The following is a 23,801-nucleotide window of genomic DNA, read 5'->3' on the forward strand; positions in this document are numbered from 1 at the left end:
TATAGCTTTCGAAATGTAAAAAACGGTATCCCATACAGCATTTTCTGCTTTGGGATACCGTTTTTTTGTTATAACTTTACAGGGAAGCCGTCATAACTTATATGTATATTTTTTGTGACGTAAATCTTACGAAATTCTTGCAAAAGAACCTACGATAATCTATACTAAATCCATACAAAGATTCTACGAAAAGTAGGAGGTAGGTATCAATGAAACCTACAACAATATAGAGGTAAGTGACCAATACAATGGCTTACCTCTTTTTTGTTGCGCAAAAAACGTATAAAATATGTTCTGAAAGCTCAATACATAGTACTTATGCATCCGGAGGACAACATGATACTGATCAAAAACGGAAGAGTTATAGATCCCGCAAACAACCTTGATACCATAACAGATGTGGTGACAGACGACAACGGAAAGATAAAGCTTGTAGGTGCCGGAGATCCGTTACTTAACTATGACACTGTGATCGATGCAGAAAACCTGGTAGTGGCTCCCGGCTTCATAGACGTTCATGTACATTTCCGTGATCCCGGACTAACCTACAAGGAGGACATCGTGACCGGCGCTGCTGCGGCTGCTGCCGGGGGCTACACCACAGTCATCTGCATGGCAAACACCAAACCGACTGTTGATTCGGTAGAAACATTGGCGGAGCTTTCCTCAAGGGAAAAACAGCTTCCCATCCATGTCCTTCAGGCTGCCAATGTTACCGTCGGGATGCAGGGAAAAGAGCTTACCGATATGGAGGCGCTGCTTGCTGCAGGGGCTGCAGGCTTCACCGATGACGGAGTTCCAATAGCAGATGAGAAGCTGCTGCTTCAGGCCCTTAAGAAATGTAAAGAGCTCGACGTTCCCATATCTCTTCATGAAGAGGATCCGGCGCTGATGTTCAGTGCAGGAGTTAACAAGGGTGTGGTTTCGGACAAGCTTGGCCTGGGAGGTGCCCCGGAGGAAGCAGAGTACGTGCTTGCTGCAAGGGACGTGATGCTGAATCGAAAGATCGGAGCAAAGCTGGACATACAGCATATCTCCAGCGGTGTAACTGTAGATATACTCAGAGCCGCAAAGAAAATGGGAATAAAAGTATACGGAGAGGTTACCCCTCAGCATCTTGCTGCCACAGAAGAACTGGTTCTCGAAAAGGGCTCCCTTGCAAGAGTAAATCCTCCGCTAAGAACAGAGAAGGATCGTCAGGCGCTAATAGAAGGTCTCCGTGACGGCACCATAGACATGATAGCCACGGATCACGCGCCTCACAGCATAGAAGAGAAGTCGAAGCCTATCGCATCGGCACCAAGCGGCATGATAGGTCTGGAAACAGCCCTCAGCCTCGTCCTGACAAGTGTCGTCCGCACCGGTCATGTGTCCCTGAACAGAGTCATCGAAGCCCTTACCATAAATCCCGCAAGGCTTTATAAGCTTCCGGCAGGCACCCTGTCAGAAGGAGCTGATGCCGACCTCGTGATCTTTGATCCCGAAGAAAAGTGGACTGTGGGCGACAGCTTCCGTTCAAAAGCCTCAAACTCCCCCTTCATCGGTTGGGAGCTCTACGGAAAAGTAAAGACCACCATCTGCGGCGGTAAGATAGTTTTCCGGGATTAAAGTCTTGATGGTTCGCTTCCTATTGCGGTAGGATAGAGCAGTATATCCGCCCCCATCAGAGCCATGCATCTTGCGGTCTCGGGAAACCACTGATCCCAGCATATCCCGACGCCAACATTACCATATCTGGTATTCCAGACCTTAAAGCCTGTATCCCCCGGGGTGAAACAAGAGCCGTCAGGCATCCGATTATAAGGATGTCTGACGGCTCTTTTGAATGATGTCAACAGCAATTTATAATAAGTGTATTAAGTGATATTGTGTGATTGGAATTGTCGTATTGACTGAGAAAATCAGCGATGTTAATATATTAATTGAAAAGAAGTGCTACCGGTAGACGGTTAGCCCTTGAACTTTATGTTATGAAAAATAACCGTTCAGTTGGTGGCTGGGGCGGTTATTTTTTTGTTATCTTATAAACAAAAAGATTCAGATTATAGTGTCAGCCTCTCTAAGATCTGACATAAATCTGGCATGAACGCATAGTTTCAAGGGCGGCTTCATGTTTTTCGGGAGTGACACCGGCACAGCACAGAGGGTCTACCGAGATAGGAACCTCCGGCATTGAAGCTTTCAGGAGCAAAGCATTGGAAACCACACAGATATCTGTACAAAGCCCGACAAGCTCGATCTCTATGTCTTCCTTTTCACTGATTGCTTTGATAGTGTCCGCCAGAACGGTAGAACCGAAGGTAGGTTTGTTAATAAAAGTTGCACCTTCAACCACCTGTGAGACTCTTTCATCAAGCTGCCACCCGTCAGTGCCTTCCACACAATGCACCACCGGAAGGTTCTTGCCCTCTTGGGTCTCCATATAGTTAGGCTGGTGAGTGTCGCGTGTAACAAAAACATCCTTGATGGAATAGGACTTAATCTTTTCCACAACAGCAGGAACTATAGCCACAGCATCCTTCGACCCCAGAGCCCCATCTACAAAATCCTTCTGCATATCTACAACAACAAGTATTTTCCTCATAACTCCCTCCTTTATCACAACTACTATATTTAATATACGACAAATATTATATCAAAAAAGAAATTTCGTTATAAAATCGTAAAATTTGCCGAAGTTATCTTTAGTCTACAAATGAACGTGTAATTATTTGGCAAAATTTTTATGAATTGGAGAGTAACATGAAGACATTTACAGAAAGATTCCAGAGTAACTCCGGTCAGGGACCAAAGAAGCGCATCAGTTCAACACTTCTTTTTATCCTCGTACCCATCATCGTTGTGAGTATCATTTTTATCATTATGTTCCTGAGTAATCAGGCAGAAAGTCAGATAAAATCACTCTCGGCAAACGTGCTCCAGGCAGAATCTAACTACAACGCAGAGAAGTTTGGTGCAAGAGTGCAGAACGTTGTTGCCAGAGGCGAAGCCTTTGCAAAATCTGCAGAATCCACAGATTTCGCAAATAAGAAAGAATATCAGGATTTCATGAGCAACTCAAACAATATGGGTGACCTCAAGAATCAGGGCATCTACACCGGATTTGAAGACGGTGGTATGTTCTATGCAGATTATTCAGAGGTTCCGGCTGATTACGATCCGAGGTCCAGAGGCTGGTATAAGGATGCTCTCAGTCAGAATATGACTTCCTTCACCATAACAGCGCCTTACGTTGATGCCATGACCAACGCTCTCTGTGTATCCTTCATAAGAAAGATGAACTTAAAGAGCGGTGAGACCGGTGTTGCCGGAATAGACATTTTCCTTGACGAGCTTGCATCTGAAACTGCAGCTATGAAGCCTATGCAGACCGGAATATCTGCAATCATTGCTGATGGCATGATTCTCGGTAATCCGGATCCTTCCGTTAACGGCAAGCTTGTTTCCGAATCCGGAGATGCTCTTCTTGCTCAGGCAGTAGAGAAGGTTAAGCCTAATCAGCCGATTTCACTTAAAAACGGCAAGAGTGTATACTACGTAGCGGCTTCCGAAGTTCCAAATACAAACTGGGTTCTCTATTCAGCAGTTCCTGAGGCAGATGTTCTTGCATCACTCAGAGGATTCCAGAGAGTCTGCATCATTATCATGGTTATCATCATAGCTGTCATCATCTTTGTACTTCTTACAGTTATCAGCACAGTTATCACTGTTCCTCTTCGTAAGGTTACAACTGCAGCTGTAAAGATTTCTGAAGGCGACTTCGATGTTGACCTTCCTACAGAGTCTCAGAACGAAATCGGTCAGCTTGCCGTTGCTTTCAGCAAGACAACAGAACAGCTTAAGAATTATCAGGGCTACATCGATGAAATCTCCGGAGCCCTCTCAGAAGTCTCCGAGGGCAATCTTAATATTGAATTAAAGCGCGAATACGTTGGTCAGTTTGCTAAGCTCAAGACCAACATGGATAAGCTTGTTTCAAATCTCAGAACCATCGTAGGCTCCATTATGGATTCCGCAAAACAGGTGGACAGCGGAGCTGTTCAGATTTCCGATGGTGCCCAGGGTCTTGCCCAGGGTGCTACAGAGCAAGCAAGCTCTATTGAAGAGCTGTCAGCCGAGATTTCACAGATCAATGATGAGACCATGCACATGGCAGACAATGCCCGTATTGCACAGCAGCAGATTCATAGCGCCGAGGAGCAGATCAATACAAGCAATACCCAGATGATCGATCTCCGTAAGGCAATGGAAGATATCACAGATAAGTCACAGCGTATTTCAACCATCATCAAGACCATAGATGATATCGCCTTCCAGACCAATATCCTTGCACTTAACGCCGCTGTAGAGGCTGCAAGAGCAGGTGCGGCAGGCAAGGGCTTTGCGGTTGTTGCTGACGAGGTTCGTAACCTTGCGGGTAAGTCATCAACTGCTGCCCTTGATACCTCCAACCTCATCACAGAGACTATCGCTGCAGTCCAGACCGGTGACAAGCTCACCATCCAGACTGCAGAGTATCTCAGGAGTACTCAGGAATCTACCAAGAAGGCTGTTGAGCTCATTGCAGAGATCACCGGTGCAACGGATCACCAGAAGCGCTCCCTCAATGATATCAAGCAGGGCATCGATCAGATTTCCAGCGTTGTTCAGACCAATGCTGCTACCGCTGAGGAAAGTGCAGCAGCCAGCCAGGAGCTTACCAGACAGGCCAATGTCCTTTCTGACGAAGTTCATAAGTTCACACTTTGACAGTGCTGTAAACCGGGAAGGAGGGGAAATCCCCTCCTTCTTGTATTTTGATCCACCAGGGAGCCAAGAGGGACGGTTCTCGCCGGCGAGAACCGTCCCTCTTGGCTCCCTGGTGGTTCTTGAAATTTTTTTGATTTTTTTCGCTTTAGGGGGTAATATTCCGAACTTATCTGTCGATATATTTAACGTAAAGTAAAATTTTTGTAAGTTTTTTAAATAAAACGCAAAAATCTTCATATTTGTGACACTTTTGTGATTAACCCTCTGATACAATAGCGTCATATATTTAAAACAGTAATTGATGTGACCAATCCAATGGCATCAGTTCGAAATACAAGAGTCCGTCAAGTTTGTCCTCCCTTTATCTTACTTGTCGGACTTTTGTGTACTGTAAAACCGCGAAGAAACTTTATCGTAGTTATCATTATGTGTTTAAGGCAGGCCTTTGCGTGTAGGAATGTGTGGGCGCTGCGCAATGGCTGTGGGTGGCAGACGAGTTTGGCATCCACAGCTGCTATATTTTTATCTTTGTTCTTTATTATTTCGCCTTTGTTCCTTATAATCTGAGGAGCAAGAGCGTTTTTTATTGCACTTCAAAACATTTATCTTTAAAACAGGATTTTATTATGAAAGCATTATTCTTTGATGTAGACGGCACTTTACTGGATGAAAAGACAAGAAGTATACCGGAAAGCGCCCTTACTGCCATTAAACAAACAAGAGAACTTGGAAACAAAGTTTTTATAAATTCCGGACGCACCATCGGTATGCTGAAAGCTGTGCAGAAGCTGGTGGAAGTGGACGGATTCCTGTGCGGCTGCGGCACTGAACTCATATATGAAGGTGCCTCTGTTTACTATTACAAAGTATCAAAGGATGTGAAGGCCCGTGTTATTGAGGCCTCCGATAAATACGGCATCCTGGTTTTACTGGAGGGCAGAGCCGGATGGCACAGCAGCCCCTCAGAGTCCCTGCTAAAGGATCACCCGAGTTTTAAGGCTCACTACGACAGGTTTTACAACGCACTGTCCGGTGATGATGCCCTGGATCCCACACCCTTTGACGGTGACTATGAGATCTCAAAGTTCTGTATCCAGACTGACGACGGTCAGGGAAACGGAAAGGGTCCGGATTTCGCAAGTCACAAAGCATCCGATATGGAGGGCTTCCGTCAGGAATTTGCCGGACTTTTCCATATCATTGACCGTGGCAAGGGCTTTTTCGAAATGGTTCCAAAGGGTCACGGAAAGGGTAATGCCGTTGACCGTATGTTAAAGTACCTTGGCCTCACCCCTGAGGATGCCTACAGCTTCGGTGACAGCACCAATGATATCGAGATGTTTAAGGCCTGCGGCAACAATATCGCCATGGGTGTTCACGCAAAGGAGCTTGAAGCCTTCGACCCCTTCATCACAAAAAATGTAGATGAGGATGGTGTGGCATATGCTATGAAAGAGCTGAATCTGATTTAACCTTACCGGAGCCGGAGCGAACCGTTTTTTCAGGTTGTCCTTCTGCTTCGGCTGAACTGTTACGCGGCAGATTCTTTTCTCCCGAAAGTCTGCATTATCTTAATGCAAGCTTTCGGCTTTTTTGTTATAATACTATTTCATGTGAGTGAGGTTAAGGATGACCGGAGATTTATATAATAAAAAAAAGCTTGAACTTGAAACTTTGCGAAGACAGGCCGGAGCACTGCAGCTTGAGTACATCAGACTGGGCAGGACCGAAGGCAAAAGAGAACAAAAGCGCTGGTGGATAACAAAGGGCAACTTTAGAAAGTACGTAAATCTGATTCACAGGGTACAGATGTTGGATGAGGTTCTATTACCTTATGAGATAGAGAACGGAATCCGCAAAATAAATCTACAGGAGCATATGAAATGGCATTATTTGACTTTTTAAACGGTAATAAGAAAAAGGCTGAGGCCGAGCAGAAGATAGAAGAACAGAAGCAGGAACAGCATGATCAGGCGGTTCAGAAACAGGAGGAAGAGCATAAGGATCTTAAATGGCCGGGGCTCATGCCATTAAACCTTTTTGTCCGTAAGCCTGAAGAAAAGCCTCATCTTACGGTTGTTAACGGTGGGGAGAATGCTTCTGCCGAAACCGAAGAGGCTCAGGATACGAAAGCTTCGACAGCAGAAGCTGAAGCACAGGCAGCAGCTCAGGACATGCCGAAGGCAACAGTCCAGATTGATGATCCTCTCACAAATGAGCGTAAGGATGAGATAGGAAGACTCATTTATGAGCCGGAACTCACACCTGATATGCTTAAGGATCTGAGTCTTCAGGAAATCCTTTTCCTTGAAGTAGCTATGGTAACCGCCAACAGAATGAAGGCTCTTGAGAATTACGAGCAGAATCACCAGAAGATCCGTAACCAGTTCCTCAACATGGTTCGTGCCGCAGAGAAGCTTTACATTATTTATGATGCAAGAACCGGCTACCCACTTCTGGACGGAGGCTACGTTCAGATGTACCTCGACGAGGAGCATGCAAACATTGCCGCAAAGCTCTACGACGAGCAGCTTCGTAAGACACGTGTCATCGCAGTTCCGGGAATGTCAGCAAAAACTGAGCTGATCCAGGGAAAGGAACAGCTCAAGATATTTGACTTCATGTACTTCCTCGGTTTTGAGAATGTTATCGTCGATAACGGCTGGTACAAGGGCTTCCTCCGCAGAAGCGAGATTTCAGCGCCATTCTACATTAACGAAGAGCCCGATAAGATTCCTCCATACAATCCGGCTTTAAGCTTTGCCCTTATCGATTATGTGGCTGAGGTTAAGTGGCCTGTAAACTATGGAAAGCGCCAGGATATACTTAAGGCAAAGTTCAACCGCATCATGCAGCTGGTACCAAAGTCAAACTTTATCGTACCGCTCCGTGCATTGGAAGATGGTTCGGATGATGCTCCCGATATGAACGTTGATGAAAGCGAAGCAAAGCAGGCCGATGTTCCTGTAAACACAGCGGCCGCTCAGCAGTCTACAGAGGATGCCGATACAGCAACTGCCGAGGCGCGGAAGAAGAATCACCGCATTCAGCTGCCGGTAGTCCAGATAAACGGCAAGAATATGCTTCCTGTATACACAGATATCTTCGAGTATTCAAAGGAGTTTGGTAAGTCAAACTTCAGGCCTATCCGCGCTGACTTTAAGGGTATCAACAGATTTATAGCAAACTACAACGGTATGGTCATCAATCCTCAGGGTGCCGGCATGGTCATCGAACGTCGTCCTTCAGCTCAGGCTCCTAACGGTCAGCCTGCTGCAAAGGCTCCCGCTGCGAAGGCAGCCGCAAAGCCGAAGTCTGATTCCGGAAATGTGATTGACCTTAGTTCAAGAAGAAATAACAACAAATAAACAGTTCCAGTTCGACTGAGAATGCGTTTTAAACAGAGCCGGAGAGCATCCCATTTCTGACGGGATGCCCTCCGGCTCTTCACACCCAAGTTTATAAATGCTAAAATAAATAAATTACCTTTACGAATCCGGAGGTGTTATTTGGACAAGGAAACCCTGGACTATCAGGCATTGGAAACCGAGAACTTAAAGCTTGTGGAACGCATTCAGAAAAACCTTGATAAAAAGGATGCCGAAGCAGAGCTTTGCGAGAAAAACAAAGGGCTCATCCTGCAGATAGTCCGTAACTACGTGAATCTATCCAACCATACACTTAGCCATGAGGATCTGGAAAGCGTGGGTAAGATCGGTCTAATAAAAGCTTCCCAAAGCTATGACCCTTCCTACGGAGCAAAATTTTCCACCTATGCGGTTTACTGGATCCGAGACAGTATCGTAAAAGAGATCTACAATGCCGGATTCGGCATCCGTCTCTCAAACCATCAGCTGGAACGCATTTTCAAGGTTCAGAGCATTATGCGTAAACGTGATCTTGAGCACCTTGAGGGTGATGACATGATCCATGCCATCATGGAGGACTCCGGTTTTTCCGAAGAAGAGGTCCGCAAATGTCTCCGGCTTAACAACGTGGTCCTGGGAGCAACCTCTCTTAACAAAAAAATCGGAAAAGAGGATGACGAAACCTCTGAGCTCGGGGAGTTGACCATCTCACCGGATAATGTTGAAGAGATCGTTATGGAGCACGAGCTCCATCAGGAGCTGTACCAGTCACTGAATACACTTTCCGATGATGAACGTGACACTTTGGTACTGAGATACGGTCTTTATGACGGAAAGCAGCACACCCTGAAGGAAATTGCAGCTCTTTCCAATGTCTCCATCGAAGCCATAAGACAGAGGGAACAGAGAGCTATAAGAAAGCTCCGAAAGGAGCTGGACTAAGCCGGATTCCTGCTGCGATATACCCTTTGATCGGAAACAGCCAAAGATTTGATCCATATCCACACCTGATACCGGGATATTACATTACAATGCTGAAAATTGACCTGATAACCGGATTCCTTGGTTCCGGTAAAACCAGTTTTATAAAAAAATATGCGAAATACCTGATAGAGCAGGGCGAGAGAGTCTGCATTCTGGAGAATGATTACGGCGCCATAAACATTGACATGGTTCTGCTTAAGGATCTCCTTGGTCCAAACTGCGAGCTTGAAATGGTTGTGGGCGGCGACGGGGCAGAAGCTCACAAGAGACGCTTCCGCACGAAGCTCATAAGCATCCGGATGCTGGGATTCACCCGTGTCATCGTTGAGCCAAGCGGCATCTATGATGTGGATGAGTTCTTCGACACCCTTTACGAAAGTCCCCTGGACGAATGGTATGAGGCAGGATCCGTTATCACGATTATGGATCCGGTCACAGCCACCGCCATGTCCGAGGAATCCCGCTACCTTCTTATGTCCGAAGCTGCAAGAGCCGGAAAGATCCTGATCAGTAAGCTGGATGAAACATCTAACATAATTACGGTAACCCGGGATGCGGTAAATTATCTTAATGCTTCCATGGAGCACTTTGAGTGTAAGAGGCGCTTCATCGGCCAAAAGGATATAATTGCAAAACCCTGGGAGGAGCTTACGGATCAGGATTTTGAAAACATTAAAAATGCAGGCTTCGTGAATGCCTCGCATGTAAAGCTGTCTCCGGAGGATGATCATTATCAGTCACTGTTTTATCTTTACTACAGGACGACGGAAGCGGAGCTTCGGGAGAAGATTTCAAAACTGTTCGAAGACAGCGAAGCCGGAAATATCTTCAGAATCAAGGGGGTTATCACCGACACCGGGACAGCAGCTGCTACGGACAGGCCCGGTGAATCCGGTATGGATGCCCGGAACAAGGATATCACGAATGGAGACCCCCTTTCTCTGGAGGTCAATGCCACGGTCGAAAACATTGAAATAAAGCCTGTAACGGGTGAGACTCAGGATGTCCTCATCGTAATAGGCGAAAATCTTAACAAAGAACGGATTTCCGGATATTTCCCGGGAGCAGTCACGGTATAAACCGCCGGAGCGAGCATCCCCTTATGCGCCCGGTTTTGCCCAAAGATACATTACAGTCAACATACATTTTTCAGGAAAGAAATAGATGCAGGACGATATTTTTAAAGAAGAACAGAATCATTTGACAGAGCTTTATAACAAGCTTACGAACATGAAGGCTCAGATGGAGGCAGAACTCATCGATCTCCAAAACCAGGCCACAGAAGAGAAAAACACAGTAAGTGACGACCTTCAGTATGACTTTGTGGGTATAGAAGAGGCTCAGGAAACTCTTATCGAATTTGAGACCATGAGCCGCGCTGTTGAAGAGCTGAATATCAGCAGCCGTACTGTAAGCACAGCCCTTTCAAAGGTCAACAGGCTTTTGCCAAGACCCTACTTTGCCCGTATCAATGTCCGTTTCCCGGAGGAAACCGAAGATGAGTCCTACTATATCGGCACTACCTCTGTGTCCAATGAAGATCATGAGCCCGTGGTCATTGACTGGAGAAGCCCTATAGCGGAGGTTTACTATAATCAGCAGATGGGAGAGACCTTCTATTCAGTTGACGACAGAAAGATCCCTGTGGATCTGAAGCTCAGAAGGCAGTTTGACATTGAACAGAACCTTCTGAAGGCCTACTTTGACACAAAGATCGCCCTGGAGGATCCGCTGCTTATACATTCCCTCACAAGAAAAAGAACGGATAAGATGCAGTCCATCACCGAAACCATCCAGAAGGAGCAGAATGCCATCATCCGTCACCCGGATGTCCCGGTTTTACTGGTCCAGGGTATCGCAGGAAGCGGCAAGACCTCTGTACTCCTTCAGCGAATAGCCTATCTTTTTTACAGAAGGCGTAAAAATCTGCGCCCGAACCAGGTATGTCTCATAACTCTGAACCCGGTTTTCCAGCAGTACATCGATAACGTTCTGCCTGAAATGGGCGAGGCTAACCCCAACACCATGACCTGGTCACTGTTCCTGGATACCATCGGTGTTAAGAGTCTCGGAGAAGCGGATATCACGGAGGCAGATTCCCTCCGGCAGATTGATGAAGGACTTAAGGGCTTTAAGATCGACGAGCGTTTCATCCATGGCATCAATCTTAAACACGCAAAGGTTCTTGATAAAAAGCAGATCGCCGGGGTTCTTCGTAAGTACAGAAGCTCCAGCTCCACAGCCTGGATCATCCAGACAGCAATAGAAGATCTCCAGGAGCTGGCAAAGAAAAATGCCAAAAAGATCGAAAACAAGAACAAAGAGCTGGATCTCGACAACATCAGTTTTGACGATTTTGATCCGGACGAGAATCAGTTCGGAGGAGTTCAGGAAAAAATCCAGAATCTCAGCTGGCTTGACATCGAAGGCATCGGTAAGAAAATCCTGGGTAAGGATGATCTGACACCTGCGGAGTTTACTTATCTCAAGATGTCACTTATCGGCTACAGCGACCATAACACCCGCTATGTAATCGTGGATGAAGTTCAGGATTATACGGAAGCACAGCTTATGGTCATGACGAAGTATTTCAGGAATGCACATTTCATGATGCTGGGGGATGAGTTCCAGTCCATACACAGCGGAACAGCCCGGTTCGAAGACATTAGCAGGATGTTTACTTCACAGGGAAAAGAAGTCACCCATATGTCACTGATGACCAGCTACCGTTCTTCACCGGAGATAACCTCTCTGTTTACGGGGCTCCTTCCAAAGGAGATAAGTGTACAGACAAATTCTGTTCAAAGAGAGGGCATCGAGCCGGAGATCCTTGCCTTTGGAAATCATGAGGAGTACGTTGAAAAACTTAAATCCGTCATAGCCGAAAACACCCGGACAGAAGGGCTCACAGCCATCATTTGTCAGGACAGGTCGGGCATCAACATGATGACCAGGGATCTCGGTGAAGAGCTGCCTCATGTGGTGAAAAATTACGAGAAGCTCCCGAAAAGCGGCATTATCCTTATGGAACTTAAGCTTGCCAAGGGACTGGAGTTCGATACCGTTATCCTTCCGGATGTGAACATAAGGGAATACCCGGACAGGGAACTTTTCAGGCACAGACTCTATACCGCCATGTCCAGAGCGACGGAAAAGCTTATCATAATGTCAGACGGCGAGATTTCACCGCTGATGAAAAGTGAATAAGTGCTGATCCTTGCCCGCTCATGGTCATGCGGAGCCCACGATCATAGAGGACAGAACCAAAGACCGGGCAGACCTTGGGATTCCATCCCTGCCCGCTCATGCTCATGCGGAACCCACGATCATAGAAGACAGAACCAAAAACCGGGCAGACCTTGGGATCCCATCCCTGCCCGGGAATTTATATCGGAGATTATTACTATTTATGGAAGATGTACTTGTAGGATTAAATGAAGCCCAGACTGAAGCCGTCACCACGACAGAAGGCTTCGTGCGGGTTATAGCAGGCGCCGGCTCGGGAAAGACCAGGGCGCTGACTCACAGATTTGCTTATCTTGTAAATGATCTGGGCGTCCTCCCCGGCAATATCCTTTGCGTGACCTTCACCAATAAGGCCGCCAATGAAATGCGCCAGCGTATTCACCAGCTTACCGGAGATAATGACACCGGCTACATCAACACCTTCCACGGTTTCTGTGTCAACATCCTCCAGGAGGACAGTCATGCCATCAGTTATCCCAAAAGCTTCATGGTGCTTGATAACGGTGATATTGACGAGATGCTGAAGATCATTTATGAGGAGAGGGGCCTTACACTCCGGGATAAAACCTACGGAAACGCAAGGGACATGTTTGAGATACGTAAGTGTCTGTCTGAACCGGAGTACTATCTTGATATGATACAACTTCCCATTGATAAGCTGTATCAAAAGTACATGGAGGCTGAAAAGGTGGATGATATCCTTTTCTACGGCTATCTCTATCAGCAGCGTAAAACCTTTGCGGTGGATTACAATGACCTCATTATCCTCAGTCTCTATATCTTCCGGGAAAATCCCGACATCGCCCTCAAGTGGCAGAAAAGACTGGAGTACATCGAAATAGACGAGTTCCAGGACATTGACCCCCTGCAGTATAAGCTTATGGAGGTGCTTTGCGGCTACCACAAAAACCTCTTCATCGTGGGAGATCCTGACCAGACCATTTACACCTGGAGAGGTGCCAATGTTAAGTACCTGCTGGATTTTGATAAACATTATCCGGGAACGAAGACCATAATGATGCTGGAGAACTATCGCTCCACCCCTCAGATACTGAAGGTATGCAACTCCCTCATCAGTAAAAACAAGCAGCGTATGTCCAAGGATCTTGTCCCGGTTCTTCAGGACGGCGTACCCGTTGTGTGCCATCTGGCTGAGAATGCGGAGGGGGAAGCCAAATGGATAGTCAAAAACATTGAAACCCTGCATCAGATGGGGGTTGATTACAAGGATATGACCTGCCTCTACAGGGCTCACTATGTGACCAGGACTCTGGAGGAGGTTTTTCTCAAATCTCAGATTCCTTACACCATTTACTCCGGCGTCCAGTTTTTCGGCCGCATGGAGATAAAGGACGCCCTGTGTTATCTCAGGATGATCGTTTTCAAGGACGACCTTTCCTTCAGACGCATCGCCAATGTTCCAAAGCGTAACCTTGGAGTTCGCCGCATGAAATTTCTGGAGGATTATACAAAAGAGCACGGATGCAGTCTGTATGAAGCACTTGTGAAGAATATCGAGGATGATATCTTTAAGGGAACTGAGGCCGCACGTTTTATAGCCATGATTGAGAAATATGCGGCCACTTATGAAGATAAAACCATCTCAGAGGTTCTCGGATCCATCCTTAATGAATCCGGCTATGAGCGAATGCTCCGGACCGAAGGCTCTCAGGAGAGGCTTGATAATCTGGCGGAGCTGAAGCAGTCCGTATTTGAATTTGAGACCAGCGCAGGAGAGGAGACTGACCTTTCCGGCTATCTCAAAAATGTTGCCATGTTCTCAAATATGGATAAAGCGGATGCCACAGACAGAGTTAAGCTTATGACGGTACACACTGCCAAGGGGCTTGAGTTCCCTTATGTTTTTCTGTGCAGTCTGTCGGAAGGCATTTTCCCTTCCAAAAAGACCAATACTCTGGAAGGAATGGAAGAAGAGCGGCGACTTGCATTTGTCGCCATGTCCCGTGCGGAAAAGGGGCTTTATCTTTCAGAGGCTGCAGGAAAAAACTTTGACGGATCCCCCCGGTACCCCTCAAGATTTATCCTTGATATAGATCCGGATCTTCTCAGCTTTACAGAAGCTCCCAAGGCAGGGCTTATATCCGAAACCCAAAGCTACATTAACCTGGTAAACTCCCGCTTAAGGAAACCTGACGATTCCGAACTTTTCAGTATCGGAGACAGGATAGCCCACAAAGCCTTCGGTCTCGGCACTATAAAAGATGTGAATATGGATAAAAATGCCTACACTATCCAGTTTGACGATATGCCTACAGAAAGACAGATCTCATTCAGGGTGAAAATGCAGAAATGCAAATGACTGTGATTGGAATCTGCATATAGTCCGAAATCAGACTATATGCAGATTCCATTGTTTATGTTACAATTCCGTAATGTGCTTGCCAATGCGGTAGGCGGTTAACCCCTCCGGAAAGGAGGGTACTATGGTTACTTATTCTGATTTATTCCAATTTGGGATTTTGATAGTAGCAATCATCGGTCTTGTTTATAAGATTGTAAAAAAATAACCGCCCCAGCCTGCACAACTGAACGGTTATTTTTTTCTTAACTATTTAGTGAAGGGCTAACCGTCTATCGGCAAGCACCTTCTTTACAAACCAATAATAACATTATGATTATATTACGTCAAATAAAAATTTGTGGTTGACAGACATGAACCGATTTGATAGTATATCTGAACAATAAGTTTTGCGCCGGTATAGCTCAGTTGGTAGAGCAACTGATTTGTAATCAGTAGGTCTTCGGTTCGAGTCCGAATCCCGGCTTCAACCCTTGGGAGCCCTGAGAGAAATCTCAGGGTTTTTCTTTTACATAAAAATAAGCCATGAGCATATATCAGCGAAATGCAAACTGCAGAATCACTGTTGCTACCGCAAATGTCACAAAGCTGTATATCATAGTTCTCCGGGAGATATCTATGAGCTCTACTTTATTTTTGAAAAGTGCAAATCCGAAAATCACAAAAGATGTTACAAAAACAAGCATGACTCCGCATAATAAGAAACCGATAACATTAGTTAACATAGGAAATCCTCCGTGTATTTCACCGTATATTTGTTATGAGTACATATAAAAGCAATATTTGATGCCGAAATCAGGGCATGCTACAATATCCACATGAATAAAGAACTTAAATTATTAACAACATTTAACTGCCCAAAATGCAAGCAGGTAAAAAAAGAACTGGATTCAATGGGTATCACCTACATTGAGTGTCCGGCAGACAAAAAATCGGGAATTGATTTGGTTGTAAAATACCGGGTTATGACCGCCCCAACATTATTTATTCCGGAAACTGATGATAATTACAGGTATATCACTGATTTTCAGGAGATAATGGATTATATCCGAAGCTGATTAGTGGGATTTCGGCATAGTCGCTGTGTCCTGAAGGTGAATCAGCATTTCGACAAAGCAACCGGTATCAAAAGTGTTTTGAATCTCTGGCGGCGGTGATCTCTTCAGCTGTCATATGATCAAGCATCCCATATTCCATGTTGTAGGTCACAAATTCATCGTAATCATACATATCTTCAAAAGTGGTCATTCGGAATTCCGGGTCCTGTTCATCCTTTTCACCATCCTCGAGATATTCAGCCTTAAGGATAGATATAACATATTTACGGTCTTCTGAAGGCATGTTTTTGGCAGGACTCTTTCCGCTGTCTTCACAGGAATGGATATAGCTCTGAATAACCGCATGCAATGCATATTCTTCGTAGATGTTGGGGATGAAATCATCCTTTGATTTAACCCCCTTAAGAAGAGATATATATGCTGAAGCGGCGTCGAGCTTTGAGTAATGATCCGGGAAATAGTACTTAATATTCTCCTGAAACTCCGTATCATCGGAATTCACCTTGAGATAGCTTTTTCCGGATGCATTTTCCATATAATTTATGAGAAGAGACATGATACGGTTATTAATGAACTCGGAGATGCATGCATTGGCTTTCTGATCTCTTGTGAATTGTGTTGTGATCTTTAACATTTTTTGTCCTTATATATAATGATTCGAAAGTGTGGCGTTTCAAAGTCTGTTTTTGACTTTATCAGGTTAATCATGTTACGCCCACATAAAAGTATAACAAATTAACGGTACGTGCAAAAGAGCCCATTGTTGTCAGCGGTCTGAGATCAACTATAGTTTCACGTACATTGGAGACATTTATGATAAACAGAGAAGATATGCTTGAACTTACCCGGCGCATGACCCTTAGCAGAAACTGCTTTTACCGGGTGGCGGGTGCTTATATGGATCCGGAGGGTTATATTGATAACACTTTTAATGCAAACTTCCGGAACATGGGAACACACGATAAAAATGTGAATCTGGAGCTTGCCAAAACCATACCTTTTTCAAAGACAAACAAGCAGCTCCGAAGCTATGAATTTCCAAAAGGTGATATGGCTTATGACAGTATCCATAAACTGGTTATGGCATTGTCAGAGTATGGTCTGAAGGATGATCTTTTGGTGCAGACCCTTTGTGAGCAGCTGGCCGAAGCTGTCCATATCCCGCAGGAGTACGGAATCTTCATCTATCACGGGCTTTATGATGTTCCCAGAAAGGGCTCTGACAATGAGGAGCAGGGTGAATCTGAGGAGGTATTCCAATTCATTATCTGTGCGGTTGCAAGAGTAGATAAGGATTACAATGCCGTAAAACCGGAATTAGGCTTTCTGTTCCCGGCTTTTGAAAACAGATCAAGCGATCCGAGCCGCATAGATATTTACAGCCTGGATCCTGATAACCCGGATATGGTATTTGTAAATAAAATTCTTGGGAAATAAGAATTCCACCGGAGACGATTCCCGGAAAACAGCAAAAATATTTTTGGAGGTCAGATTATGTTTGATGAAAACTACAGGCTTGGACTTGATACAGACTATATGATAAGAAAAGATCTGGTACGTTTTTTCGATATAGACGGTGTGCTGGCGATCTACGGATATGGTTCCGACGGCATAAATGTTTGCAGTGATGAAGAATTTGACACTTTTGTGGAAGAGCACGATATCTACGAGACTGCCGTGGGGGCTGAGATCATGAAGCAGTATATAAGTCGCTTCACAGATCCTAACCGTAATTTTGTTATAAGCTTATCCGGTTCCGGTACACAGGATGCCCAGAAGGTAAAATTCATAAATAGGGTTTATCCCGGTTTATTCCCACCGGAAAACATCCTTTTCACCAGAGGTTCCGACAAATCCCCCATTGTGAAAGAGACTCTTGAAAAAAGATTCCGGGGCTTGGAAACTCCGCATCTCTTCATTGATGATGATATAAGGATCCTTGACAAGCTCCAGTGCGCCGGCATCACTGCCATGCACATATCGAGCCTTTTGCTTCTGGCCGATATAAAATCAATTTAGAATTGCTGCCTGCTTTCAACAGCTTCCGGATGGACCTGGGGGACGGGGTTAGTGGGTCATTTTAATAAAATGACCCACTAACCCCGTCCCCCAGGTCCATCTCTCGGATCAGGACACATTTTCTTGACATTTTCATCACAAAATCTCCACCAAATCAACAAAAACAAGTCACACTTTTTCCTTACTATACAACCATCAAAATCAATTTACCTTAACAACGGAGGTTATTATGTATAGAAACAATTTAGGAAAAAATGTAGCCGCTATCGTTCTTAGCGCTTTAGTTTTTGGTTCAGTATCAGGTCTTGCCATGGTGGGGGTAACCAAAGCTTCTGAGTCTATGGAGGCTCATACAGAGGCGGCTGCCGATGCTGCCGCGTCCGGTACATTTGCCCAAAACAACGGTGCTGATGCAATGACTGCAGGGCAGGAGAACAACATCATAAGTAACGCACTTTTCTCAGGTAATGATGATAATGCCACCGTCCGGACAACATCCACCACAGGCGCAGTAAAATCTGTCACCGAAATAGCACAGGATGCCATGCCTCAGGTTGTTTCCATAACAAATACCATAAGATATAAGCAGTACGGTTATTCAATATTCGGAAACGGCGGTGAGACAGAGGCTGCTGCCAGCGGCTCGGGTGTCATTGTCGGAAAGACAGATTCCGAGCTTCTCATCGTAACTAACCATCATGTTATAGAGGATTCAACCGAACTCAGTGTCCAGTTTGTGGATGGCGAGTCAGTAGCAGCAGAGATCAAGGGAGAAGATTCTTCGGCAGATCTGGCTGTTATCGCAGTAAAGCTCTCCGATATGTCGAAAGACACCCTTTCTGCCATAGAAATTGCCGAGTTTGGTGACTCCGATGCTATACAGGTAGGAGACCAGGTAGTGGCCATTGGTAATGCCCTCGGATACGGCCAGTCCGTTACAACAGGAATCATTTCCGCTAAAAACAGAGACGTTGAAACTGGTGAAGGTACAGAATCCGGACTTCTTCAGACAGATGCCGCAATTAATCCCGGTAACTCCGGCGGTGCCCTTCTCAATATGGAAGGACAGCTCATCGGTATCAATGTTGCCAAGTATTCAAGCACAGATGTTGAGGGTATGGGCTATTCCATCCCAAGCAACACTGCTAAAGAGGTTATCAATACACTGGCTCTTAAGGAAACCAGAGCCAAAGTATCAGAAGAAAACAGAGGATATCTTGGTATTCAGGCAAAGACCATAGATTCAGCAACTGCGGAAGCCTATGGCATGGTAGAGGGCGTATATGTTTATAAGATCGTAGAAGGCTCTGCCGCAGCAAACTCAGAGCTTCAGGAGAAGGACATCATCGTTAAATTTGATGACCAGAGTGTCACAAGTCTCGATGACATGCAGGAGCTTCTCAACAGATATGCAGCGGGTGAGACCATTAACCTTACTGTAAAGCGTCCTTATGGAAGTAACTATGAAGATGTTACGGTCTCCATCACACTGACAACCGATCCGGACAAGGCAGCTGACAGAAGACAGAATGCAGCGGACAATGCCGAGAACTTCCGTAACTTCGTACAGGGACTTCCGCAGTACTTCGCAAACTAAAGTTCAGCCGTTAATATGTAGGTCAGAGCCTGATGGCATCACTCCGGAAACGGATCGCTTCGTCGGAAAATTCTAAAATCGGACCCCTGAGAGGCAGTAGGCCATCGCAAAGAAAGAATCCTTATGGATTCTTTTTTTGCGTTTTTATGCTTATACTATTGTTTAAAGGCCACAAAGAAAGAATCACCACGGATTCTTTTGAACCGCTCAAAGCTGCGCGGCTCCCGCGATCAGAGATCGTGGGCAGTTAAGAAAGGATTTTGATTAATGCGAGACCCTTATAGACATTATGACTATACAGACCCATATAATGAGACAACGCCTCATCCCAGGAAAAAGGTACAACGTCGCAGCTCCGGTGGAGGATGTTTCCCTGTTTTTCTCTGCATTTTTCTTTTGACTGCAGCTCTCTTTATCGGACTAGGAAAGTATTATAACGAGTCACCTCTGACCATTGTTAATTATATTGTTTCTTATTATTCGGAGAAACTCAGCGTCGATAAGCTGATTTCTTCATTGCCTGAGCCGGTTAAAACTCTTTTGGAAGAAAACGGATTAATACCCGGGGAGTCCGAAGCTCCTGACCTTCCCACCGAGAATGAAACCACCGAAGCTTCAGCCGCTTCCGTGGAAACCGGTGCATCGGAAGAAAGTACAGAAAAAACAGAACCCTCCAAAGAACTCATTAAGGATCTCCAGGAAAGTCTGGATGCGAGATTCGGAGATACCGGCGACATCACTGACGAAAGCCAGGCAGGTTACTACTGTTATAATCTTCTGAATGAAAAGGGAAAAACCGTTTACCGGGAAATCCTTGATTCTGTCACTAACAGGAAAGAGAGGTCCGTATCAACTCTTGATTCCGATGAGCTTAATACCGTCTACAATTACGTTATGGCAGACCATCCGGAAATTTTCTACACAAGTGGGATACATTATTCCGTGGAATCCATAAACGGTGTTGTCACCTCCATAACCGTGAAAGGTCAGTACACCATGTCGGAAGAGGAGGTTTCCTCCTACGAAGCCTCTCTTAACGAGGTTATCGGAACAGTGCTTGCAGGAGTTCCCGGCTTCAGGGACGGAACCACAACTGATGATTATACAAAGATCAAGTACCTGTACGATCAAATTGTCAGCACTACAGACTACGAAGAAGGATCCGATGAGAACCAGAATATCATTTCGGTTCTTCTTTTCCATCGCTCAGTATGTAACGGTTACGCAAAGACTCTCCAGTATCTTTCACAGCTCATGGGGATCCCGGCTATACTGGTTACAGGTACTGCAGAAGGCGGTCCTCATGCCTGGAATGTGATCCTTATGGACGGAGGCTGGTACCAGATAGATGTTACCTTCGGAGAATCCACGGTATCCTCTCAGGATTCAACAACCTCCTTCATAAACTATTCCTACTTCGGACTTACGGATGCCGAAATGTATGTAAATCACACCCCTGATGCAAACATTCCGGTTCCCACCTGCTACTCCTACAATGATAATTACTACATTTACACCGGCAACTACTTTACATTTCCGGATATTGAAACGATCGGTTCAAAGATCAGCTCCGCCCAGAACAGCGGCAAAAACCTTGTCCAGTTCAGGACTGATAATGCTGACACCATGTCCGAAATCACAGACCGGCTGTTTACGGAACACGAGATTTACGACTACCTTGAAAACGTCCGTTCCTGCTCCTATGTTTTGAATGCTCACAAAGATACCATCGTAATTATCTTTTAAGTGTACTATAATCTTTTTTATGGAAAACACTAATGCTAAGCCAACCCGTAAATGGGTGCCCTTTGTTACATACTATCTTATAGCTCTTAATGTGATAATGTTTATCGCGGAAGAAATGCTGGTGGGAAGTGAAGATATCGAAACTTCCCTCGCTTTTGGTGCCTTCTACACACCTTATATTATTGTGGATGGTCAGCTGTACAGATTTATCACCTCCATGTTTATTCACTTCGGAGTGGAACATCTGGGCAGCAATATGATTTCCCTTTTTGCTCTGGGTCCCTATGTAGAACACTATTATGGACACTTTCTGTATCTTGTCCTTTACATTTTTTCCGGAATCTCCGGAAATATGCTGACCTTGCTTTATGAGGGAATATCAAACGAATTTGTGGTTTCAGCCGGCGCCAGCGGAGCGATCTTCGGCCTTCTCTCGGTATTTATACTGTTTGCCATGAATCCCCGCCTGAGAAAGCTGTTTCCCATAAAGAGAGTACTGATTTCCGTTATTCTTTCACTGGCTGCAGGATATATGGATCCTTCCATAAACTTTATGGCTCATGTGGGAGGCTTCGGAGGCGGTCTCGTCCTCGCTTTTATAATGCAGGAGATACTGCGGTACAACTCAAAAAGATAGTGGATGGACCCTACAATAATTCTTAATGTCCGTCTTAAGAATTTCATAATCAGAGATTTCGTTTTTCTTCAATCACTATTTTCAGGGATTGTGTATATTAGAATCAAGTTAAGAAAAGAAACGAAATAAATGCACAATCCTTTTTTTACAAATTTCAAATTATAATCCTTTTATAAAAAATCCCGGGACGCCTACCGGGATTTTTTGTGCACAAATTTATATGTGTTATAAATAAGATTTATGTATTATTTTCCTAAATATCCCCCTTATGTCTTGCAATATATTTGTTTTCAAAATAAAATAGCAAGGCTGTTTAGAAGAAAAAGATAGGGATATAGGAAGTTTTATGATACATAGTGATAGAGAGCTTCTGGAGGAAAAGCACACCATATTCATCGATTCAGATGATTATAATGTTACTTCTCCGGAAGACAATGTTTTTAGTGAGTTTGATGACAACTCTGATGTCATCAAAAATATTAAGGAGTCTTCACTGACAGGCATCAACCCGGAAAGAGACGATTTTTCTGACGAGGAAATATCCGAAGAAGAGCTTTCTGAAGAAGATAAGGAAGTCAGAGCCCTTGACATGGAGGCTCTCACAAATCTTGAAAATGTTTCCGCCGACGATCCGGTACGTATATACCTTAAAGAGATCGGAAGCTATCCGCTCCTTACTCCGGAGCGCGAACATGATCTTGCAGTTCGCTGCAAAAACGGAGATATGGCAGCGAAACAGGAACTGGTGGAATGTAACCTGAGACTTGTGGTTTCCATCGCAAAGCGCTATACCGGTCGTGGCATGAATTTCCTGGATCTGATACAGGAGGGAAACATTGGCCTCATGCGTGGGGTAGAGAAATTTGAACCGGACAGAGGTTTTAAGCTTTCTACCTATGCAACCTGGTGGATCCGTCAGTCAATAGCAAGAGCCCTTGCCGATCAGTCAAGAACCATCAGAGTGCCTGTTCACATGGTGGAACTCATAAATAAGATCAAGAAAACCTCTCGTCAGCTTGCCTTAGAGCTTGGACATGAGCCTACGACTTTTGATCTTAGTGAAGCCCTCAATATTCCGGAGGAACGCATTCAGGAGGTTATCAACTACGATGCCGGTCCTGCGTCCCTTGACAGCAAGGTGGGAGAGGATGAGGATTCAGATCTTGGTTCATTCATAGCAGATGATAAGATCACTTCACCGGAGCAGAACATTAATAATGTAATGATGAAGCAGCAGCTTGAAAAGATTCTGGTAAACCTCAGTGAACGTGAACGCGAAGTCATTGAGATGAGATATGGTCTTGTGGATGGCCGCGAAAGAACTCTTGAGGAAATCGGAACCATGTACCACGTTACCCGTGAGCGTATCCGTCAGATCGAGAATAAAGCATTGCATAAACTTCAGAATCCGAAGTATAAGCGTGAGCTTGACGGATTCCTTGAAAACTGATATTTAAAAATCTTTGAAAACCGTCAGTAACCTCTGATTAATCCGGTATTTTCAAAGAACTTGTTACATAGGTTATATTTACACAGGGCTTTCTGTTATAATCACAGAAAGCTCTTGTTTTTTTCGCGATAAGGCTGTCACATGTGCTTGTACAAAAGCACATGTGACAGCCAACGTGGAATCGAGTAGGGCGTTTTTCCCTACTCGATTTTATAACTTATAACAGATTTACGGCATTAAACCACCCGGGCGGATACACCGCTCACACACAGGATTTCCGAGGTGACCAATGAATAATAAAAAACCACGTTCATTTAACAAATCAAAAAACAATAATTCTCACGGGACCGGCAAAAGCAGCCAGCGTCCGTTTTTTAACACAAAGCTTAAAGGCAAGTCCGGCGCTCAGCAGGGAGACTACATAGTCATTTCCGACGGAAAAAAGAAAGTAACCACCCGTATCAACCTTCCCAGCCATCCTTTCGCAAAGAAAGAGGTTGGTGAGATGGTAACCATTAAGGGCGTAGAGTGGTATCTCATAAAGATCCTTCATCAGGGAACCGCCGCCTATAAAAAGGTATACGACGAAGATACACAGCGTGAGCATTACGGATACTGATATCGGAG

The 23,801-nt window shown here is 45.0% G+C and carries 21 protein-coding genes, 1 tRNA gene and 1 pseudogene; 19 read left to right on the forward strand and 4 right to left on the reverse strand.

Annotation, left to right across the window (positions count from 1 at the left end):
- The first annotated feature begins 336 nt into the window (after positions 1-336).
- Positions 337-1,608, forward strand: a complete 1,272-nt coding sequence (locus G625_RS0102490) for a dihydroorotase (RefSeq protein WP_029199857.1) — start codon at positions 337-339, stop codon at positions 1,606-1,608.
- A gap of 8 nt (positions 1,609-1,616) precedes the next feature.
- On the opposite strand, the pseudogene G625_RS23410 reads toward G625_RS0102490, so the two are convergent.
- A pseudogene (locus tag G625_RS23410) lies at positions 1,617-1,775 on the reverse strand (nitrilase-related carbon-nitrogen hydrolase); the annotation flags it as partial.
- Positions 1,776-2,059: 284 nt separating this feature from the next.
- Positions 2,060-2,584, reverse strand: a complete 525-nt coding sequence (locus G625_RS0102500) for a cysteine hydrolase family protein (RefSeq protein ID WP_029199859.1) — start codon at positions 2,582-2,584, stop codon at positions 2,060-2,062.
- A 158-nt stretch (positions 2,585-2,742) separates the two neighbouring features.
- On the opposite strand from G625_RS0102500, the gene G625_RS20880 reads away from it, so the two are divergent.
- The 10 genes from G625_RS20880 to G625_RS0102550 all read left to right on the forward strand — a co-directional run bounded on the left by G625_RS20880 (position 2,743) and on the right by G625_RS0102550 (position 15,133).
- The gene (locus tag G625_RS20880; RefSeq protein ID WP_049895612.1) at positions 2,743-4,749 is read left to right on the forward strand and encodes a methyl-accepting chemotaxis protein; all 2,007 of its coding nucleotides are present in this window, start codon (positions 2,743-2,745) and stop codon (positions 4,747-4,749) included.
- Between the two features lie 626 nt (positions 4,750-5,375).
- The gene (locus G625_RS0102510; protein ID WP_044931369.1) at positions 5,376-6,221 is read left to right on the forward strand and encodes an HAD-IIB family hydrolase; all 846 of its coding nucleotides are present in this window, start codon (positions 5,376-5,378) and stop codon (positions 6,219-6,221) included.
- Between the two features lie 157 nt (positions 6,222-6,378).
- Positions 6,379-6,654, forward strand: a complete 276-nt coding sequence (locus tag G625_RS0102515; RefSeq protein ID WP_029199861.1) for a hypothetical protein — start codon at positions 6,379-6,381, stop codon at positions 6,652-6,654.
- A complete protein-coding gene (locus G625_RS0102520; RefSeq protein WP_029199862.1) occupies positions 6,633-8,117 on the forward strand; it encodes an SseB family protein in 1,485 nt (494 codons plus the stop codon). The genes G625_RS0102515 and G625_RS0102520 overlap by 22 nt, the downstream gene beginning before the upstream one ends.
- Before the next feature lie 141 nt (positions 8,118-8,258).
- Entirely contained in the window at positions 8,259-9,059 is an 801-nt protein-coding gene (locus G625_RS0102525) for a sigma-70 family RNA polymerase sigma factor (RefSeq protein ID WP_029199863.1), read from the forward strand.
- 89 nt (positions 9,060-9,148) lie between these two features.
- Positions 9,149-10,180 (forward strand): GTP-binding protein, encoded by a 1,032-nt coding sequence (locus tag G625_RS0102530; protein ID WP_029199864.1) that lies wholly within the window; start codon positions 9,149-9,151, stop codon positions 10,178-10,180.
- 85 nt (positions 10,181-10,265) lie between these two features.
- Entirely contained in the window at positions 10,266-12,308 is a 2,043-nt protein-coding gene (locus G625_RS0102535; RefSeq protein WP_029199865.1) for a HelD family protein, read from the forward strand.
- 202 nt (positions 12,309-12,510) lie between these two features.
- Positions 12,511-14,667: an ATP-dependent helicase gene (locus tag G625_RS0102540; RefSeq protein ID WP_029199866.1), complete on the forward strand. Its 2,157-nt coding sequence runs from the start codon at positions 12,511-12,513 to the stop codon at positions 14,665-14,667.
- Positions 14,668-14,791: 124 nt separating this feature from the next.
- A complete protein-coding gene (locus G625_RS23415) occupies positions 14,792-14,875 on the forward strand; it encodes a putative holin-like toxin (protein WP_242826581.1) in 84 nt (27 codons plus the stop codon).
- 185 nt (positions 14,876-15,060) lie between these two features.
- Positions 15,061-15,133, forward strand: a tRNA-Thr gene (locus tag G625_RS0102550).
- A 70-nt stretch (positions 15,134-15,203) separates the two neighbouring features.
- On the opposite strand, the gene G625_RS0102555 is transcribed toward G625_RS0102550, so the two are convergent.
- Positions 15,204-15,392, reverse strand: coding sequence for a hypothetical protein (locus G625_RS0102555; RefSeq protein WP_029199867.1), 189 nt, complete (start codon positions 15,390-15,392; stop codon positions 15,204-15,206).
- 93 nt (positions 15,393-15,485) lie between these two features.
- On the opposite strand from G625_RS0102555, the gene G625_RS21790 reads away from it, so the two are divergent.
- On the forward strand, positions 15,486-15,725 hold the full coding sequence (locus G625_RS21790; RefSeq protein ID WP_044931314.1) for a glutaredoxin family protein: 240 nt from the start codon (positions 15,486-15,488) through the stop codon (positions 15,723-15,725).
- A gap of 67 nt (positions 15,726-15,792) precedes the next feature.
- Here G625_RS21790 and G625_RS0102565 read toward each other — a convergent pair whose 3' ends face one another.
- Positions 15,793-16,359 carry a hypothetical protein gene (locus G625_RS0102565; protein ID WP_029199868.1) on the reverse strand — a complete coding sequence of 189 codons (567 nt, stop codon included), beginning with the start codon at positions 16,357-16,359 and terminating at the stop codon, positions 15,793-15,795.
- A 179-nt stretch (positions 16,360-16,538) separates the two neighbouring features.
- Between G625_RS0102565 and G625_RS0102570 the strand changes: the two genes are divergently transcribed.
- The 7 genes from G625_RS0102570 to G625_RS0102600 all read left to right on the forward strand — a co-directional run bounded on the left by G625_RS0102570 (position 16,539) and on the right by G625_RS0102600 (position 23,793).
- Positions 16,539-17,162, forward strand: coding sequence for a DUF4317 family protein (locus G625_RS0102570; RefSeq protein WP_029199869.1), 624 nt, complete (start codon positions 16,539-16,541; stop codon positions 17,160-17,162).
- 57 nt (positions 17,163-17,219) lie between these two features.
- Positions 17,220-17,744: a hypothetical protein gene (locus G625_RS0102575; protein WP_029199870.1), complete on the forward strand. Its 525-nt coding sequence runs from the start codon at positions 17,220-17,222 to the stop codon at positions 17,742-17,744.
- 229 nt (positions 17,745-17,973) lie between these two features.
- Positions 17,974-19,341, forward strand: a complete 1,368-nt coding sequence (locus G625_RS18020; RefSeq protein ID WP_084152725.1) for a S1C family serine protease — start codon at positions 17,974-17,976, stop codon at positions 19,339-19,341.
- A gap of 267 nt (positions 19,342-19,608) precedes the next feature.
- Positions 19,609-21,087 carry a transglutaminase domain-containing protein gene (locus G625_RS0102585; RefSeq protein WP_084152726.1) on the forward strand — a complete coding sequence of 493 codons (1,479 nt, stop codon included), beginning with the start codon at positions 19,609-19,611 and terminating at the stop codon, positions 21,085-21,087.
- A 19-nt stretch (positions 21,088-21,106) separates the two neighbouring features.
- Entirely contained in the window at positions 21,107-21,724 is a 618-nt protein-coding gene (locus G625_RS18025) for a rhomboid family intramembrane serine protease (protein WP_044931317.1), read from the forward strand.
- A gap of 346 nt (positions 21,725-22,070) precedes the next feature.
- Complete coding sequence (locus G625_RS18030) at positions 22,071-23,174, forward strand: sigma-70 family RNA polymerase sigma factor (protein WP_044931320.1); 1,104 nt, start codon at positions 22,071-22,073, stop codon at positions 23,172-23,174.
- 289 nt (positions 23,175-23,463) lie between these two features.
- Positions 23,464-23,793 (forward strand): hypothetical protein, encoded by a 330-nt coding sequence (locus G625_RS0102600; protein WP_029199872.1) that lies wholly within the window; start codon positions 23,464-23,466, stop codon positions 23,791-23,793.
- Positions 23,794-23,801 lie beyond the last annotated feature (8 nt).

The sequence above is a fragment of the Oribacterium sp. NK2B42 genome (genome assembly GCF_000424445.1).
In the GTDB taxonomy this organism is placed as follows: Bacteria; Bacillota; Clostridia; order Lachnospirales; family Lachnospiraceae; genus Oribacterium.